The 16,937-nt window shown below is 54.2% G+C and carries 13 protein-coding genes; 6 read left to right on the top strand and 7 right to left on the bottom strand.

Annotated elements, in window-relative coordinates; translation table 11 throughout:
• The first annotated feature begins 1 nt into the window (after window position 1).
• Window positions 2-1,069, top strand: a complete 1,068-nt coding sequence (locus tag ICA20_RS21375) for an HlyD family secretion protein (RefSeq protein ID WP_149282214.1) — start codon at window positions 2-4, stop codon at window positions 1,067-1,069.
• On the top strand, window positions 1,059-2,123 hold the full coding sequence (locus ICA20_RS21370) for a DUF2955 domain-containing protein (RefSeq protein ID WP_038636934.1): 1,065 nt from the start codon (window positions 1,059-1,061) through the stop codon (window positions 2,121-2,123). The genes ICA20_RS21375 and ICA20_RS21370 overlap by 11 nt, the downstream gene beginning before the upstream one ends.
• Window positions 2,124-2,225: 102 nt before the next feature.
• On the opposite strand, the gene yjiA is transcribed toward ICA20_RS21370, so the two are convergent.
• The 4 genes from yjiA to ICA20_RS21350 form a co-directional block, all read right to left on the bottom strand.
• Window positions 2,226-3,182 (bottom strand): GTPase, encoded by a 957-nt coding sequence (yjiA, locus tag ICA20_RS21365; protein WP_038636937.1) that lies wholly within the window; start codon window positions 3,180-3,182, stop codon window positions 2,226-2,228.
• 12 nt (window positions 3,183-3,194) lie between these two features.
• Window positions 3,195-3,389: a YbdD/YjiX family protein gene (locus ICA20_RS21360; protein WP_003830038.1), complete on the bottom strand. Its 195-nt coding sequence runs from the start codon at window positions 3,387-3,389 to the stop codon at window positions 3,195-3,197.
• Between the two features lie 50 nt (window positions 3,390-3,439).
• Window positions 3,440-5,590 (bottom strand): pyruvate/proton symporter BtsT, encoded by a 2,151-nt coding sequence (gene btsT, locus ICA20_RS21355; RefSeq protein WP_038636946.1) that lies wholly within the window; start codon window positions 5,588-5,590, stop codon window positions 3,440-3,442.
• 242 nt (window positions 5,591-5,832) lie between these two features.
• A complete protein-coding gene (locus ICA20_RS21350) occupies window positions 5,833-6,381 on the bottom strand; it encodes a hypothetical protein (RefSeq protein ID WP_038636949.1) in 549 nt (182 codons plus the stop codon).
• A 247-nt stretch (window positions 6,382-6,628) separates the two neighbouring features.
• Between ICA20_RS21350 and tsr the strand changes: the two genes are divergently transcribed.
• Window positions 6,629-8,290, top strand: a complete 1,662-nt coding sequence (gene tsr, locus ICA20_RS21345) for a methyl-accepting chemotaxis protein (RefSeq protein WP_038636951.1) — start codon at window positions 6,629-6,631, stop codon at window positions 8,288-8,290.
• A 39-nt stretch (window positions 8,291-8,329) separates the two neighbouring features.
• Here the strand turns inward: tsr and ICA20_RS21340 are convergent, their stop codons facing one another.
• The 3 genes from ICA20_RS21340 to ICA20_RS21330 form a co-directional block, all read right to left on the bottom strand.
• Window positions 8,330-8,845 carry a GNAT family N-acetyltransferase gene (locus ICA20_RS21340; protein ID WP_038636954.1) on the bottom strand — a complete coding sequence of 172 codons (516 nt, stop codon included), beginning with the start codon at window positions 8,843-8,845 and terminating at the stop codon, window positions 8,330-8,332.
• A gap of 52 nt (window positions 8,846-8,897) precedes the next feature.
• Window positions 8,898-10,259, bottom strand: coding sequence for an MFS transporter (locus ICA20_RS21335; protein ID WP_038636957.1), 1,362 nt, complete (start codon window positions 10,257-10,259; stop codon window positions 8,898-8,900).
• A 214-nt stretch (window positions 10,260-10,473) separates the two neighbouring features.
• A complete protein-coding gene (locus tag ICA20_RS21330) occupies window positions 10,474-11,388 on the bottom strand; it encodes a GntR family transcriptional regulator (RefSeq protein WP_038636960.1) in 915 nt (304 codons plus the stop codon).
• Window positions 11,389-11,525: 137 nt separating this feature from the next.
• Here ICA20_RS21330 and ICA20_RS21325 point away from each other — a divergent pair, with 137 nt between their 5' ends.
• From ICA20_RS21325 to ICA20_RS21315, 3 genes are all read left to right on the top strand, one after another.
• Window positions 11,526-12,548 (top strand): zinc-binding alcohol dehydrogenase family protein, encoded by a 1,023-nt coding sequence (locus ICA20_RS21325; protein ID WP_038636961.1) that lies wholly within the window; start codon window positions 11,526-11,528, stop codon window positions 12,546-12,548.
• A 13-nt stretch (window positions 12,549-12,561) separates the two neighbouring features.
• Window positions 12,562-14,007 carry a tagaturonate reductase gene (locus ICA20_RS21320; protein WP_038636963.1) on the top strand — a complete coding sequence of 482 codons (1,446 nt, stop codon included), beginning with the start codon at window positions 12,562-12,564 and terminating at the stop codon, window positions 14,005-14,007.
• Between the two features lie 148 nt (window positions 14,008-14,155).
• The gene (locus ICA20_RS21315) at window positions 14,156-16,921 is read left to right on the top strand and encodes a sigma-54-dependent transcriptional regulator (protein WP_038636965.1); all 2,766 of its coding nucleotides are present in this window, start codon (window positions 14,156-14,158) and stop codon (window positions 16,919-16,921) included.
• The last annotated feature ends 16 nt before the right edge of the window (window positions 16,922-16,937 follow it).

Below are 16,937 nucleotides of genomic sequence, written 5' to 3'. Positions count from 1 at the left end.
TATGATGACCCCAGAACAAAAATTTGCCCGTTGGGTAAGGGTGAGTATTGCCGCTTTCCTGGTAATATTCGCCTGGTTTATCGTTGCTGATATCTGGATCCCGCTGACGCCAGACTCCACGGTGATGCGCGTGGTAACGCCTGTTTCCTCACGCGTTTCCGGCTATGTCTCGCAGGTGCATGTACATAACAATAGCCGGGTGAAAAAGGGCGATTTGCTGTACGAACTGGATCCGACGCCGTTTATCAATAAGGTCGAGGCGGCGCAGATTGCTCTTGAGCAGGCGAAGCTGAGCAACCAACAGCTGGATGCGCAGATCGCCTCTGCGCGTGCCAACCTGCGCACCGCGCAATTTAACGCCCGCAACGATAAGACCACCTTTGACCGCTATCAACGCCTGAGCGCCATGCAGAATGTATCGCAATCCGATCTCGACAAGGTGCGTACTGCCTGGCAGACCAGCGAGCAGTCGGTGGCGGCGCTCAACGCCAGTATTCAGAACCTGCTTATCCAGCGTGGCGAGCGCGATGACAAGCGCAACGTGACGCTGCAAAAATACCGTAACGCGCTGGAAGAGGCGCAACTGAACCTTGGATGGAGCAAAGTGTATGCCCAGACCGACGGTATAGTGAGTAACCTGCAGCTTAGCCCCGGACTGTACGCCACCGCCGCCACGCCGCTGCTGGCGCTGGTCAGCCACCAGACCGATATCGTGGCCGACTTTCGCGAGAAAAGCCTGCGCCACACTCGCGTGGATACCGAGGCCGCCGTGGTGTTCGACGCCATGCCGGGCAAGGTTTTTTCTGCCCGCGTTACCAGCAGCGATGCCGGTATTCTGGCGGGCCAGGAGCAGGTTAACGGCCAACTGTCGCAACCGGAACAGTCCACCCGTTGGGTGCGTGATGCCCAGCGTATGCGTATTCATGTGGCGCTGAACGAACCGCTCGACACGCCGTTACCGACCGGGGCGCGCGCCACGGTACAGCTGTATAACAGCGAGGGGGAGTTCGCCCGCACCTTTGCCGGGGCGCAGATCCACCTCGTTAGCTGGCTGCATTATGTCTATTAACACGCTGGCCCATGTCTTTACGCCGCACGGGAATATTGTCTACACCGCCAATGATTTTCGCCAGACCCTGCGTATCTCCGTTGCCGGGACAATCGCGCTGAGCATCTCAACCTTCTACAACGTGCAGTACGGCGTGTTCTTTGTGGTTTATCCGCTGATGCTGCTGTCGCTGGTGCCGGTGTTCAACCGCCATGTGGCAACACAGTTTGTGTTCAGCGCGGCAGTAAACTGCGTTGAAATGGTGCTGATTGTCGGCTATCTCTCACAGTGGCCGCTGATCATGACGCTGGTGGTGTTCGGCCTGTACGTGATGCGTTTTCGTTTTATGAGCAAAGGGCCACTGTTTCTGCTCGGTTCGATGGGCGTGGTATGCCAGAGCACGATGCTCAATTTTATGAGCTATCCCACCACCAACTGGCATACGCTGATGTTCTCCAATATGGAGGCCTGCGTCATGGCGGTGGCGCTGAGCGCGCTGCTGCATTATCTGATCCCGGACGTGGAACCCCGCCAGCCGCCGCCGCGCATTGAAAAAGATGCCGCCCGGGTGCGCCACGAGTCGCTGCTTTCCGGCACGGTGGCGACGATGATTTTTGTGGTCTTCCAGATCTGCGATTTGAGTGATTCGCTGTCGGCGCTGATGGCGGGCATTTTGATCCTGTTCCCGATGCACTATCGCGGGGCGGTGATCAGCTCGATCTGGCGTGTGGTCGGCGTGGTGCTGGCCTGTCTGTATATTCTGCTGGTGCAGCTGCTTATCTACGATTTCAGCAACCATATGGTGCTGATGATGCCGCTGATCGGCCTCGGGCTGGCATTCAGCGCCCGCCTGCACGTAATGGAAAAAGTCGGCGCGGGCGTGGGGTTTGCCAGCATCACCACCATCGGCATTATGTTTGGCCAGAACCTGCACCCGGATCAGGACCTGGTATTCAGCGATCTGTATCGTATCACCTCCGTCACCGTCGCGCTGGTGGCAACGCTAACCATGGTATTTCTGGTGCACCGGGTGTTGAACTGCTTTGCCGCGACGCGGTTTGTGATCACCGAGTGAGTGGGGGGGAAGTGCCGGATGGCGGCTGCGCCTTATCCGGCCTACAAGGAGCGGGATTTTCAGGCCCGGTCACATCGCATCACCGGGCAATTCAGTAGGGGATTACTTCTTCAATCCCGCAAATGCGGCTCTGATCTCATCTTCGGGCAACTGAATGCCAATAAATACCAGCAGGCTGTGCGGCGTTTCGTCACCCCACGGGCGATCCCAGTCGGCGCTGTACAGGCGCTGGACGCCCTGGAATAGCAGGCGGTTGGGCTCGCCTTCAATCCACAGCATGCCTTTATAGCGCAGCAGCTTCTCGGCGGATTCCAGCAGCAGGTTTTCCATTACGCGCGATACGTCGCTGATGTTCACCGGGTAATCCAGTTCGACGACGATCGAGGAAATATCGTTTTGCTTGTCAGCGATAAAGTGGAAGCGCGGTTTGGCGCTGACCACGTTCTCTTCCAGCATAAAACCGTTGGTGTCGAACAGCAGCGAAAGGTCGATATCGCCATGCGTCACGGTGTAAATCGGCGCACGGGCGTTGATGCGCGCCAGGCGCTCACGCAGTTTCTCGCTTTCACCTGCGACGTCGGTTTTGGTCAGCAGGATGCGGTCAGCATAGCCGACCTGCGACTGGGCGATGGTGAACTGGTTCATCTGATCGTCAGCATGCACCGCGTCAACCAGCGCAATCACGCCGTCCAGCAGGTAGCGTTCGCAAATCACGTCATGGGAGAAAAAGGTCTGGATAATCGGGCCGGGGTCGGCCATGCCGGTGCACTCGATCACCAGACGGTCAAAATTGATAGTGCCTTTGTCGAGGTTGTCGAGCAGGTCTAACAAGGCATCTTCCAGCTCACTGGAGCGGGTACAGCAAATGCAGCCATTGGTCAGGGTCTTAATCTGCGTGGCGCGGTCGCCGATCAGCTGATCGTCCACTGAGACTTCGCCGAATTCATTTTCGATAACGGCAATCTTGTAACCGTGCTGCTCGTTGAGAATATGGCGCAGCAGGGTGGTTTTACCCGCGCCAAGAAAACCGGTGAGTAGGGTAACTGCAATCGGGGTCATTCACTTCTCCTTCTAACAGCAACTGCTTCCGCCGCTACCGTAGCGGGCTTCCTGGCGCTCGCGGAAGAATTCTTCGTAGGTCATGTACGGCTTATCGGGATGGTTGGTCTTCATGTGCTCGACGTAGTTGTCGTAGTCCGGAATGCCAATCAGCATCTTCGCCGCCTGACCGAGATATTTTTTAGCTTGCCCTAAAGTACCAAACATAAACAATCCTGATAAGCGAAAAGCCCCGCCGAAGCGGGGCTGAATACATCTTAGTGGTGTGAAGAGGTCTTCACGCCGCCTTCCGGCACCGGTACATACGGCGTCTCTTTATCGGAGCGACCGTTGATGGCGCGGGCTTTCTGCCAGGTACGGAACCCGTAGAAAATGATGCTGTACACCACCACCAGGAACAGAATACTCAGACCTGCGTTGGTGTAGTTGTTGACGACGATATGGTTCATATTGGCAATCTGCTGAGCGGTCAGTTCGCCGCCGTTAGCAATCTTCTCTTTGTACTGATTCGCCATAAAGAAGAAGCCTTCCATCTGCGGGTTGGTGCTGAACAGTTTCAGACCCAGCGCCCAGGTGGTGCAGATCAGCAGCCATACTGCCGGAACCACGGTAACCCAGATGTATTTGGTGCGCTGCATTTTAACCAGCACCACGGTGCCGAGAACCAGCGCCACGGCAGCCAGCATCTGGTTAGAGATACCGAACAGCGGCCACAGGCTCTTAACGCCGCCCAGCGGGTCAACCACGCCTTGATACAGCAGGTAACCCCACAGGCCTACGCAGCCTGCAGTACCGATGACACCCGCCACCAGAGAGTCGGTTTTCTTCAGGAACGGGACGAAGTTACCCAGTAAATCCTGCAGCATAAAGCGGCCAGAACGGGTACCGGCATCCAGTGCGGTCAGGATGAACAGTGCTTCAAACAGAATACCAAAGTGGTACCAGAAGCCCATATCAGCCATCGGGAGCACTTTGTGGAACACGTGAGCGATACCCACAGCCAGCGTCGGCGCGCCACCTGCGCGGTTCAGAACGGACGGTTCACCGATGTCTTTCGCGGTCTGCAGGATCTGCTCAGGCGAAATCACGAAGCCCCAGGAGCTGACGGTCGCCGCCGCATGTGCGGTGACATCTTTCAACTGCGCCATAATCAGCGGCGCGTTCTCACCGCTCATTTCATGCAGGTTCGGCATGGTGATGCCAAGGCCCGCAGGCGGGGTGTTCATTGCGAAGTACAGACCCGGTTCGATGATGGAGGCGGCAACCAGCGCCATAATCGCCACGAAGGATTCCATCAGCATTGCGCCATAGCCAATGAAACGCGCGTCGGTTTCACAAGCCAGCAGCTTCGGCGTGGTACCGGAAGCAATCAGCGCGTGGAAGCCAGATACCGCACCACAGGCGATGGTGATGAACAGGAACGGGAACAGTGCGCCTTTCCACAGCGGGCCAGTACCATCAACGTACTGCGTCATCGCCGGCATTTTCAGTTCCGGGTTGAGGATAACAATCCCCACCGCCAGGCCGACGATAACGCCGATTTTCAGGAAGGTCGCCAGATAGTCGCGCGGGGCGAGGATCAGCCATACCGGCAGCAGCGCAGAGATAAACGCGTAACCGATCAGGGTAAAGGTGATGGTGGTGTCTTTAAAGGTCAGCGCCGGGCCCCAGAACGGATCGTGCGCAATCACGCCGCCGAAGTAGATTGAAGCTACCAGCAGCACAATACCAATTACCGACACTTCGCCCACACGGCCTGGGCGCAGGAATCGCATGTAGATCCCCATAAACAGCGCAATCGGTACGGTTGAGCAGACGGTGAAGACACCCCACGGGCTTTCCGCCAGCGCTTTCACCACGATCAGCGCCAGTACCGCCAGGATGATGATCATGATTAAGAAGCAGCCGAACAGAGCAATGGTTCCCGGGATCGGGCCCATCTCTTCTTTGATCATCTCGCCCAGAGATGCGCCGTTACGGCGGGAAGAGATAAACAGCACCATGAAGTCCTGTACCGCACCGGCCAGCACCACGCCTGCCAGCAGCCATAACGTACCGGGCAGGTAGCCCATCTGCGCAGCCAGTACCGGTCCGACCAGCGGACCTGCACCGGCGATAGCGGCAAAGTGGTGCCCAAACAATACGTTACGGTTAGTAGGAACGTAGTTCAGACCATCATTGTTGATGACCGCCGGCGTAGCGCGCGTCGGGTCAAGTTTCATCACTTTCTGGGCGATGTACAGACTGTAGTAACGATAGGCCACCAGATAAACAGAAACTGAGGCCACCACGATCCACAGGGCACTAATGTGCTCACCCCGACGTAATGCCACTACCGAGAGGCAGAATGCACCGATGATTCCAAGAATCACCCAGGGTATGTGCTTGAATATCTTTTTCGTATCCATAGTAAAACCTGGTATCTAATTAATAATTGGCCGAAGCCGCGTGGGTTTGATCTTGTGTTTGAGGAGGTAAATTGACTGCTATGTTGGAGGGATCTTGCCAGAGAATTACGCGCGTAAAGTAAGGTAAATAAGTGAGCGGTTGTATGTCAGCTTAAGCGGTCTCAAGTGTCAGTGAGCGGTTTTTATTCGGCATAATAGCTTGAAAATATGTGATTTTAGTCACACATTTTCAGGCTTGTTGTTCACACGCAGGGAGTGGATACCTGTGTTTGAGTGGCAATGATGTAGATGTAGTAGGCGGTAATGCCAATAACCACGAAATAAAACATACGCCTCTCTATTTTGTCGACCGCGTTTTTACCCATGTGACTAAGGAAGTCAAACGTGCCCCATATCACAATCAACATTAGAGAAAATTTTACGCCGACACCCGCCAAGCAAAACTCACCGTAGAACAAAGTTGCCAGTGTGAGGCCGAACAGAGCGCCAAAAGTGGCCGCGGTAATAGATTTTCCAAGTTTATTGAGTGTAAAAGAAAAAATTTTGTAGAAGCATGCAGCCACTTTCTTTTGCGGATCGAATGTTCCACATAACTTGAGTAAAACGACGGTGAATAACGCATCAGTGATTAACAGTAACATGATACTTTTGGGCGCGATACTTTCCATTAAAATGCCCGTAATCTCCGGGATAAATAGCTTCGGCACGACAGGGGTAAATAACCCTAAAATGAATCCCAGCGTCATGAAGGCAAACGAATGGGAGAGTAAGTCGAGAAATTTCTTTTTCACAGAAGGACTTCCTTGTTTTAGCGATGGGAGACAAGACTATCATTGGTAGTCGAAGTGCGTATGAATGAAAAGCCCTCTGAAAAGGTAGGGGAGGCATTGATGCTATTGTTCGTTACTTGAACTATTAGGTGTTGCTGCTTTTTTCTGCGGGATATGTCGCCGGAACATCTGCTTTTCGAACGAATTCCATAAAGTTTTCCCTTTCCAGGCCGAAAATTCTGACATCTGTCTAGCGGAAAGAGAAAACATGTTAAAACGAATGAAGATTGTTACCAGCTTACTGCTGGTATTGGCGCTATTTGGCCTTTTACAGCTCGCCTCAGGCGGCTTGTTTTTTAACTCACTGAAGAATGACAAAGAGAACTTTACCGTTCTGCAAACCATTCGCCAGCAGCAGTCTGCGCTGAACGCTACCTGGGTTGAGCTACTGCAAACGCGTAATACCCTGAACCGGGCGGGGATTCGCTACATGATGGATCAGAGCAACATCGGCAGCGGCGCGACCGTTGCAGAACTGATGCAGGTGGCGAGCAATGCCCTGAAGCTGACCGAAAAAAACTGGGCGATTTACGAGTCGCTTCCGCGCGATCCGCGTCAAAGCGAAGCCGCGTTCCAGGAGATCAACCGCACCTATGACATCTATCACGGCGCGCTGGCGGAGCTGATCCAGTTACTGGGTGAAGGCAAGATCAACGCGTTTTTTGATCAACCGACTCAGAGCTATCAGGACGGTTTTGAGAAGCAGTACATGAGTTACATGCAGCAGAACGATCGCCTGTATGACATCGCGGTTGAGGACAATAACGCTTCCTATAGCCAGGCGATGTGGGTGCTGGTGTGTGTACTGATTACCGTGCTGGCCGCTATCGTTGCGGTGTGGTTTGGTATCAAACTGACGCTGATCTCTCCGATGAACCGCCTGATTGAAAGCATTCGTCATATCGCCAGCGGCGATTTGGTGAAGCGTATTGAGGTGGAAGGTTCCAACGAGATTGGACAACTGGCGGAAAGCCTGCGCCACATGCAGGGTGAACTGATGAACACCGTGGGTGACGTGCGTAACGGCGCTAACGCGATTTACAGCGGCGCCAGCGAGATTGCGATGGGCAACAACGATCTCTCCTCACGTACCGAGCAGCAGGCAGCTTCTCTGGAAGAAACGGCGGCCAGCATGGAACAGCTGACGGCGACCGTGAAGCAGAACGCCGAAAACGCGCGTCAGGCCAGCCATCTGGCGCTGAGCGCTTCGGAAACCGCGCAGAAAGGCGGTAAAGTGGTCGATAACGTGGTGCAAACCATGCGCGATATCGCTTCCAGTTCGCAGAAAATCGCCGATATTATTAGCGTTATCGACGGTATTGCCTTCCAGACCAATATTCTGGCGCTCAACGCCGCGGTAGAAGCCGCACGTGCGGGCGAGCAGGGGCGTGGTTTTGCAGTGGTTGCGGGTGAAGTGCGTAACCTGGCCCAGCGTAGTGCGCAGGCCGCGCGCGAGATCAAGAGCCTGATTGAAGACTCGGTCAGCCGTGTGGATGTGGGGTCAACGCTGGTGGAAAGCGCCGGTGAAACCATGGATGAGATCGTCAATGCGGTAACCCGCGTGACCGATATCATGGGTGAAATTGCCTCCGCCTCTGATGAGCAGAGCCGCGGCATCGACCAGGTGGGTCTGGCCGTTGCAGAGATGGATCGCGTGACGCAGCAGAACGCCTCGCTGGTGGAAGAATCCGCCGCTGCCGCCGCGGCACTGGAAGAGCAGGCCAGCCGTCTGACCCAGGCCGTAGCCGTGTTCCGTATTCAGCATGACCAGCAGCGCGCGCGCGACGTTGCCGCCGCTAAACCAGTTTCAACGGTCCAGCCGCGTAAAGCAGCGGTAACTGATGCCGGGGATAACTGGGAAACGTTCTAAGCCTGTGATGCCCGATAAGGCGTAGCCGCCATCGGGCAATCAACGCAGCATCAGGCGCATGGCGCAGCGTCGTTCGTACGTCTGCCCGTGCGCCACCTCTTCAGCTCTTTTTTCGCGCAATTCCGGCGAAAGCGTCTCGTCAGCCAGCATTTCAAAACCCAGTCGCGCATACAATGGCGCATTCCACGGCACATCGCGGAAAGTGGTCAGCGTCAATGACGTATAACCTTTCTCGCGAGCCTGCTCGGCAACATAGCCAATCAATCTGCGGCCAATTCCTTTTCCCTGCCACTCCAGATGCAGCGACAGTTCAGCAATAAACAGCGATGACCCCAGCGTTTCGGCTACCAAAAAACCGAGCGGACGCTCATCGACCTGCGCCAGCCAGCTCATGCCTGCGGCGGCAAATGCCCGATGCTGAGCAGCCGATAAAATCTGGTCGTCAGCAATCCACGCCAGGTCGGGGATGAGTAAAAAACGTTGCCCCGCAGATCGTTCGATGGCGGGAAGAGCGGCAGTTTCTGCCAGAGTCGTGGCGCGCAAGATAATGTTCATACGTGGAGCATAACATGCCCGATAAGCGCGGTGTTATCGGGCATCTGGAGGATTAATCTTTACGCGGATCGCTAATGGGCTGGCGCACCAGGATGATGTAGGCGAGGGCGCCCACCATGGTGACGCAACCGCAGATAATCAGCGCCAGGCGGAAAGAGTTAGTGGTATCCACAATAAAGCCGGTAACGATCGGCGCGAAGGACGCGCAGATAAAACTGGCAAAGTTCTGGATACTGCCTACGGAGGCGGTCATACGTGAGGCGACGGCGACGTGGATTAAGCCCCAGCAGGAGGTTCCGGCGAAGTGGATACAGAACAGCGCCATACCGATCAGTAACACCGCGGTCATTGACGTTGTCGCCTGCGGTACCACGAAGGTGAAGGCTGCAGAGCAGAACATCCCGGCGATAATACAAATCTTCCGGCTCTTAATCGGTGCCATACCGCCTTTCACCAGCCAGTCGGTGACAAAACCGTTAATCAGCATGCCAGCTGCGCCAAACAGGAACGGAATGGCCGCCATTAAGCCGGTGCTTTTTAAATCCAGATTGTAGGAGGTCTGCAGGTAGCCCGGCAGCCAGGCCAGGTATAACCATGCGGTGTAGTTGATGCCGCTAAAGCCCAGCATCATGCCCCACATGGTACGGTTGCGGAACAGGCTGCGCCATTCGGCAAAGCTCAGCGGATCGCGGCGGGCATTGACGCTGCCGGCGTTCAGGTAAGCCTGTTCTGTGGCGCTCAGATCAATCTGCTCGCGGTTGCGATACAACATGTACCAGCCGATGGCGAGGAAAATGCCCAGCACGCCGATGGTAATAAACATCCAGCGCCAGCCCATAACCAGCATCATTGCAGCCAGAATCGGTGGACTAATGGCGACGCCGATGGTGGAGGCGGCGTTAAATAAACCCATGGGGCGGCCGCGCTCTTTGATGTTAAACCAGTCGTTGATGACTTTTACGCCGCACGGGTTCATGGGCGCTTCGCCGATCCCCATGCCAATACGCACCAGCACAAACTGAGTGAAGCTGTGTACCATCCCGGACAGCGCCTGAAACAGCGACCAGAAGAACATCCCGAGTCCTAACATAATGCGCGGACCCTTGCGATCCAGCAGCGGGCCGCAGGGCAGTTGTGCAATACCGTAAGCGAGAGAGAAGACCGACAGCAGGACGCCGATTTGCGTGGCGCTCAGCCCCAGTTCTTCCCGAATTGTTAAGTTGGCGACTGATAATGAACTACGGTCGAGGTAATTAATCACCGCAGCAAAAAATAATAAAATCATAGCTGTGGTCTGAATACGTTTAATTCGGCTACTGCGTTGTACCATGCCCTCAGGCGGAACATTAATATCCGCTGATGACGACGTGTCAAACGAAGAACTCGGGTCGAGGGTAATATTATTTTTTTCCACGCCGGACTCCTGAACCTCAATAATTTATTTTCACACAGCAGTGGGCTGTGCAGTATTGAAAAAATACCAGTGATGAATCAATTTACTCATCACCGCTCACAAAAGTTTTTAATGCAGTCGACTTAGCGTGAGCATAGGCAAGAGGTATTTTTCAGGGGTTTATATTTTTATAAAATCGTGCTCCCGGTAATGGTTTGCTGTTTTTTATCGGTACTTAATGCGCGGCAGCGCTACTTTGATTGATGGAGCGGATCATCGATTGTTTGGCTGTATTCAAATGGTTACATAGCGCCAGGGTGGCATCCAGGTCGCTGCGGCAGATCAGCGCGCTGAGGATAGTCATATGCTCATCGATGGCAATGATATTGCGCTGTTTAAGATCGCTTTCATCCCACTGATAGTGGAAGTGGAAAATCACGGAGATGATTTCAAGTGATTGATTAAAAAATATATTGTCGGCAGCAGAGAGCAGTAAAGCATGAAACTCACGGTCTAACTGCGAGAACATACGAAAGCTGCTGCCGATGCTGTCGCGCAGGATGCGATGGCGCTCCAACAGCGTTTTGGCCTGCAGCCAGCGCGGGTCATCATCGGGCAGATTGAGGAAATGCTGTAAAGAATGGGTCTCAAGCATTTCTCTGAGTTCAAACAGCTGTTCCGCATAGGCCTGATCGAACTGCTTCATGCTCCACTGACCGCGTTTTTCGTTTTTAATCAGGTTGTAACGTTCGAATTTTAAAAGATATTCCCGCACAACTACCGGACTGACGCCTGCGGCTCTGGCAAGCTGCAGTTCGGAGAAACTTTCGCCTGCGCGCAGTTGGCGCTGGTTGATCATGGTGAAAAAAGCCTGCTCGAAGATCCGGTTTTGCTCGGTCATGGAGGCGGTGGTGCAGGCAAAACCGTCGTCATGGTCAGGTTTACGCACGATGACATAGTGGCTGCCGACCTGCGTCAGTACGCCGCATTCGCTTAAATGGCTCAGCATATGGCGCACGGTGGTGCGACTGATGTTGTACATCTCGGCCAGCGCGCTTTGCGACGGAAGTGGGGAAGGGATATGACCACGCGCCATATCATCGATTATTTGGTTAATCACATTGTGGCGTAAGTTCTGTGAACGGCTCATGGCGTCTCCTTTTTCGCTATTAAAACCCGATTTAAAACATTTTTATGCGCTGAGATTCACAGATTACGTTTCCGCTTTCTCCGGTTTTTTTATTTTCGTCGATATCTGAGGCAACAAAAAAACAGGAGAGCAGAATCATGTCTACGATGAATACGTTGATTTGCCAGGAACCTAAAAAATTAGTCTGGAAAGAGCGTGAAATACCTGTTCCGGGTGAAGGTGAGGCATTAATAAAAATTAAGTCGGTGGGGATTTGTGGCACCGATATTCATGCCTGGGGCGGCAATCAACCTTTTTTCAGCTATCCACGTGTATTAGGCCATGAAATATGTGGGGAAATTGTCGGGCTGGGTAAAAATATACAAAATCTGAAAAATGGCCAGCAGGTGGCGGTTATTCCTTACGTGGCCTGTCAGCAGTGTCCGGCATGCCAGAGCGGGCGCACCAACTGCTGCGAGAATATTTCAGTGATTGGCGTGCACCAGGATGGCGGCTTCAGCGAATACTTGTCCGTGCCGGTGACCAACCTGCTGGATGCGCAGGGCATTGACCCGCAGGCGGCGGCGTTGATTGAGCCTTATGCCATCAGCGCACATGCGGTACGTCGGGCGGCGGTAGCGCCGGGTGAGCAGGTGCTGGTGGTCGGTGCCGGTCCGATTGGTCTGGGCGCGGCGGCGATTGCCAAAGCCGATGGCGCGCAAGTGGTGGTGGCGGATACCAGCCCCGCGCGCCGGGAGCATGTGGTTTCCCGACTGGATCTTCCGGTTATCGATCCGTCTGCTGAAGATTTTGATGCGCAATTGCGCGCTCAGTTTGGCGGCTCGCTGGCGCAAAAGGTCATTGATGCCACGGGGAATCAGCATGCGATGAACAACACGGTGAATTTGATTCGCCATGGCGGCAGCATCGTTTTCGTTGGGCTGTTTAAAGGCGATTTACAGTTCTCCGATCCTGAGTTCCATAAGAAAGAGACCACCATGATGGGCAGTCGCAACGCGACCCCGGAAGATTTTGCCAAGGTGGGCCGCCTGATGTCGGCAGGCAAACTGACCGCCGACATGATGCTCACGCACCGTTACGCGTTTGCCCAACTTGCAGAGATCTACGAGCGGGAAGTGATTAACAACCGGGAACTGATTAAAGGCGTGATCACGTTCTGAGAGGATAAGTGTGATGAAGACATTGAATCGACGTGATTTTCCGGGTGTCAGCTACCCTACGCGCGTGATCCAGTTTGGTGAAGGTAATTTTCTGCGGGCGTTTGTCGACTGGCAACTGGATATCCTTAATGAGAAAACGGATCTCAATGCTGGCGTGACCATCGTTCGCCCGATTAATACCGATTTTCCGCCGTCGCTGAATGCTCAGGATGGGTTATATACCACGCTTATTCGTGGGTTGAACGAGCAGGGCGAGGCGGTAAGCGAGGCGCGGCTGATTCGTTCGGTAAATAACGAAATCAACCCGTACAAGGATTTCGCGGCGTATCTGACGCTGGCGCACAATGCGGACATCCGCTTTGTGTTTTCGAACACCACTGAAGCCGGGATTAGCTATCACGCGGCGGACCGTGTGGATGATGCCCCGCCGGTGAGTTTTCCGGCCAAACTGACGCGACTGCTGCTGGAGCGCTTTAACCATTTTGCGGGGGCGGTGGATAAGGGCTGGGTGATTATTCCTTGCGAACTGATCGACTATAACGGCGATGCGCTTAAAACGCTGGTGCTGCAGTATGCGCAGGACTGGCAGCTTCCTGCGGCGTTTGCCGATTGGGTGGAAACGGCGAATACTTTCTGTTCCACGCTGGTTGACCGCATTGTTACCGGCTACCCGCGCGAAGAAGCCGCCGCGCTGGAAGCTACGCTTGGCTATCACGATGCATTTCTCGATACCGCGGAACACTTTTATCTGTTCGTGATTCAGGGACCTGTATGGCTGGCTGAAGAGTTAAAGCTGGCGCAATGCCCTCTGAATATCCGAGTAGTAAACGATATTAAGCCGTACAAGGAACGTAAGGTCGCGATTCTGAACGGCGCGCATACGGCGCTGGTGCCGGTTGCCTGGCTGTGCGGGCTGGATACCGTTGGCGAAGCGATGCAGGATGCCGATGTCCGCCGTTTTGTCGAGCGGGCGATTAGCGAGGAAATTATACCGGTATTGGATCTCGACGCCGATGAACTGCGCGAATTTGCCGGTGCGGTGAGCGGGCGTTTTCAGAACCCCTACATTCGCCATCAGTTACTTTCCATCGCGCTTAACGGCATGACCAAATTCCGCACCCGTATATTGCCGCAGCTGCTGGCGGGCCAGCAAAATGGATGTTGGCCTGTGCGCTTAACCTTCGCTCTGGCCGCGCTGTTGGCGTTTTATCGCGGTGAACGGGCCGGGGAAGGCTATCCATTGCAGGATGACGAGCAGTGGATAAATCTGTATGCCAGCCTGTGGCCGCAAGTTGGCAATGATTTAACGCTGCGGGAACTGGTGAATGCCGTGCTCGGCGAGGCCGCGCACTGGGGTGAAGATTTAACGTTATTGCCAGGTCTTGCTGAGCAGGTGACAGCCAATCTGGAAATGATTCTGGTGCAGGGTATGCGTCAGGCGGTGAACTGTCTGGAATAAGGTTGCCATGCAGCGCCCGGAGTGGTGTTGGGCGCTGTTTTTTTATCAGGCAAGATCACAAAACAGGAATAAAGCGGCATCTGGCGCGTCAATGAGGGATTGTTTAGCGGCATTATTATTGCCACGGTAACAATCATGAGAGAGTACGATGCGCAAAGATGCCCTGCTGGCTTTTCTGACTAATCAGACCGATTTTTTCGATCCTGAGCATATCAGCGAAGTCTTTACCGCGCGCTATCTGGCGCAGCGTTTCAACATGCAGCGCAATACCGCCAGCCATTATCTGAACCAGCTGGTTGCACAGGGGATTCTGGTTAAAATCAACACCCGTCCCGTTTATTTCTTGCATAAACAAGCATTTGCTCAGCAATTTTTTGCCCTGTCGTGTAATGAATATGCCAGCGTGGCAGAGCTGTTGGCGCAAGGGGAGGAGGAGGACCAGTCGGGGGATCACTTTTCTCTGCTGATTGGCCACAACGAAAGCCTGAAAAAAACAATAGAGCAACTGAAGACCGCGTTGTTCTACCCTGAGGGCGGGCTGCCGCTGTTGATTACCGGGGAGAGCGGCACGGGGAAGAGCTATCTCGCGCAGTTGATGCATGAGTACGCCATCGCGCAGGAACTGATCGCCCCGGATGCCCCTTTTATCACTTTTAACTGTGCGCAATATGCCAGCAATCCGGAACTGCTCGCCGCGAACCTGTTCGGCTATGTGAAGGGTGCCTTCACCGGAGCGCTGACCGACAAAGCCGGCGCATTTGAGGCGGCGCACGGCGGGATGCTATTTCTCGATGAGGTGCACCGGCTGAACACCGACGGTCAGGAAAAACTGTTCACCTGGCTCGATCGCGGCGAGATCTACCGGGTGGGCGAGACGGCGCAAGGGCATCCGGTGTCCGTCCGGCTGGTGTTTGCCACCACCGAAGAGCTGCATAGTACGTTTCTGACCACTTTCTTACGCAGGATCCCGATCCAGGTCAGTCTGCCGGATCTTCAGCAGCGCAGCCGTCAGGAAAAAGAAGCGTTGATCCTGCTGTTCTTCTGGTCAGAGGCGAAGACTTTATCAGCCACGTTGACGCTTAAGCCTCGCCTGTTGCAAATCCTCAATCAGTATGTCTATCGCGGTAACGTCGGCGAACTGAAAAATGCGGTGAAGTATGCGGTGGCGACCGCATGGGCGAAAAATCCGGGGCGGGAGTCGGTCACCGTGTCGTTGCACGATCTGCCCGATGCCATGCTGACTGCGCTGCCGTCGCTGAATGAGCCGATTACAGAGGAAGAACCGGTCACCGTTACACCGCAGAGCAACCTGCTCTGGCTGCTGCGCGCACGTGATGAAACACAGGGCATGATCCACGACACTCAGTGTCTGGTGCTGGCGCTGTACGAGTCCGTTCGCTGTGCAAAGGAGAGCTGGGCGACGGTACAAAAGCGCATGGGGGATGAGATCGAAACGCTGTTTGATCGGCTAATCTTCAGCGGCGACGATCGTTCCCACTCCCAGCGGTTGTTGCTGATCACCAGTCAGGTAAGAGAGGAGTTCTGGCGGCTGGAAAAACGCTTCAATATGCAGCTCAATGGCAACTGCATTTACGCGCTCAGCCACTATTTGATCCACCGCGCCACGCTGGCTCCCTCGCGTCTGAACAGCGAACAGGTTCGCCAGTTGGATGGCTTTCTCGCCCAAAAATTTCCGCTACTGTATAGCTTCTGCCAGCAGATTCTGGACACGCTCACTCAGAAGCTGGATCTGGAGCCGCGGCGGATCGATGTTTTGCTACTGGTGCTCTGGCTGCATAAGCAAGGGGTAACCAGCCAAAAACAGGTCACTCATGCCGTGATCCTCGCACATGGTTACGCCACTGCCAGCAGTATTGCCAACGTGGCGAACCGGCTGTTAAAAAATAATATTTTTGAGTCGTTCGATATGCCGCTGGATGTCACGCCAGAAGCGATTGCTCAGCAGGTGATGCGTTATCTGGAAAGTCACCCGCTGGCATCAGGATTAATGATCCTCGTGGATATGGGCTCGCTGAAGGCCATACATCAACACTTCGACAAAGCAATCTCAACGCCGGTGACCATCGTCAATAACGTCTCAACCAGCATGGCGCTGTATGTGGGCGAGCGCATTTTACAGGGACATTTTATTGAGGACATTGCCCGCGATATTGCTCAGGATTTACCGGTGGAGCATCAGCTTTATTGGCCGAAAAGCAGCAAACCTAAAGCTATTCTGACTACCTGCGCCACCGGAATTGGCGTGGCGACCAACCTTTGTTCACTGCTGCAGGCCAGTATACCGGAGGCTCTGGGAATTGAAGTGGTGGCCTGCGACTATGCCATGCTGGCGCACAATAAACAGCTGGAACCGGTGTTTAGCCGTTATGACGTGTTGGCGATAGTCGGCACGTTAGATCCGCAAATCCGCAGCCTTCCCTGGATCTCGCTGGATTCCCTGATTTCAGGGGAGGGGAATCAGCAGTTGAGGACGCTGTTTGGCGCGTTAACCACGCCTGAGCAGGTGACGGAAATTAATAATCTCATCCTGAAAAACTTCTCGCTCAGAAGGGTGATCGAGTCAGTCACCATTCTGGATACCGGAAAAGTGATTAATCACGTTGAACAGTTTCTGCTGCGCTATGAGCAACTGGCGGGGCAGATTGTTTCTAACGAGCGCAAGGTTGCGCTGTACGTGCACATCAGTTGTCTGATTGAGCGTTTGATCCGCAATGCGGGGATTACCGCCCACAGCGGGCACCAGTGTCCGGAACACGAGCTGAATATGCTGCGCGAGGCGTTTAGTGTCATTGAGAGTAACTACAGTGTCAAAATCCCCGGCGCAGAGCTTTGCTATATCCATAATATTCTGACCTTCGACACAGAATATATCGAGCAAGATCAACAGTTTTAATCTCTTTATCCCACTC

It is taken from the genome of Citrobacter sp. C5_2 (assembly GCF_014596845.2).
In the GTDB taxonomy this organism is placed as follows: Bacteria; Pseudomonadota; Gammaproteobacteria; order Enterobacterales; family Enterobacteriaceae; genus Citrobacter; species Citrobacter werkmanii.
Note: the sequence above shows the minus strand (reverse complement) of the source record. Positions and strands in the feature narration are given on the sequence as shown.

Coding starts and splice junctions, on each gene's coding strand:
- ICA20_RS21375 (WP_149282214.1), top strand. CDS start 2: ATGATGACCCCAGAACAAAAATTTGCCCGTTGGGTAAGGGTGAGTATT.
- ICA20_RS21370 (WP_038636934.1), top strand. CDS start 1,059: ATGTCTATTAACACGCTGGCCCATGTCTTTACGCCGCACGGGAATATT.
- yjiA (WP_038636937.1), bottom strand. CDS start 3,182: ATGACCCCGATTGCAGTTACCCTACTCACCGGTTTTCTTGGCGCGGGT.
- ICA20_RS21360 (WP_003830038.1), bottom strand. CDS start 3,389: ATGTTTGGTACTTTAGGGCAAGCTAAAAAATATCTCGGTCAGGCGGCG.
- btsT (WP_038636946.1), bottom strand. CDS start 5,590: ATGGATACGAAAAAGATATTCAAGCACATACCCTGGGTGATTCTTGGA.
- tsr (WP_038636951.1), top strand. CDS start 6,629: ATGTTAAAACGAATGAAGATTGTTACCAGCTTACTGCTGGTATTGGCG.
- ICA20_RS21340 (WP_038636954.1), bottom strand. CDS start 8,845: ATGAACATTATCTTGCGCGCCACGACTCTGGCAGAAACTGCCGCTCTT.
- ICA20_RS21330 (WP_038636960.1), bottom strand. CDS start 11,388: ATGAGCCGTTCACAGAACTTACGCCACAATGTGATTAACCAAATAATC.
- ICA20_RS21325 (WP_038636961.1), top strand. CDS start 11,526: ATGTCTACGATGAATACGTTGATTTGCCAGGAACCTAAAAAATTAGTC.
- ICA20_RS21320 (WP_038636963.1), top strand. CDS start 12,562: ATGAAGACATTGAATCGACGTGATTTTCCGGGTGTCAGCTACCCTACG.
- ICA20_RS21315 (WP_038636965.1), top strand. CDS start 14,156: ATGCGCAAAGATGCCCTGCTGGCTTTTCTGACTAATCAGACCGATTTT.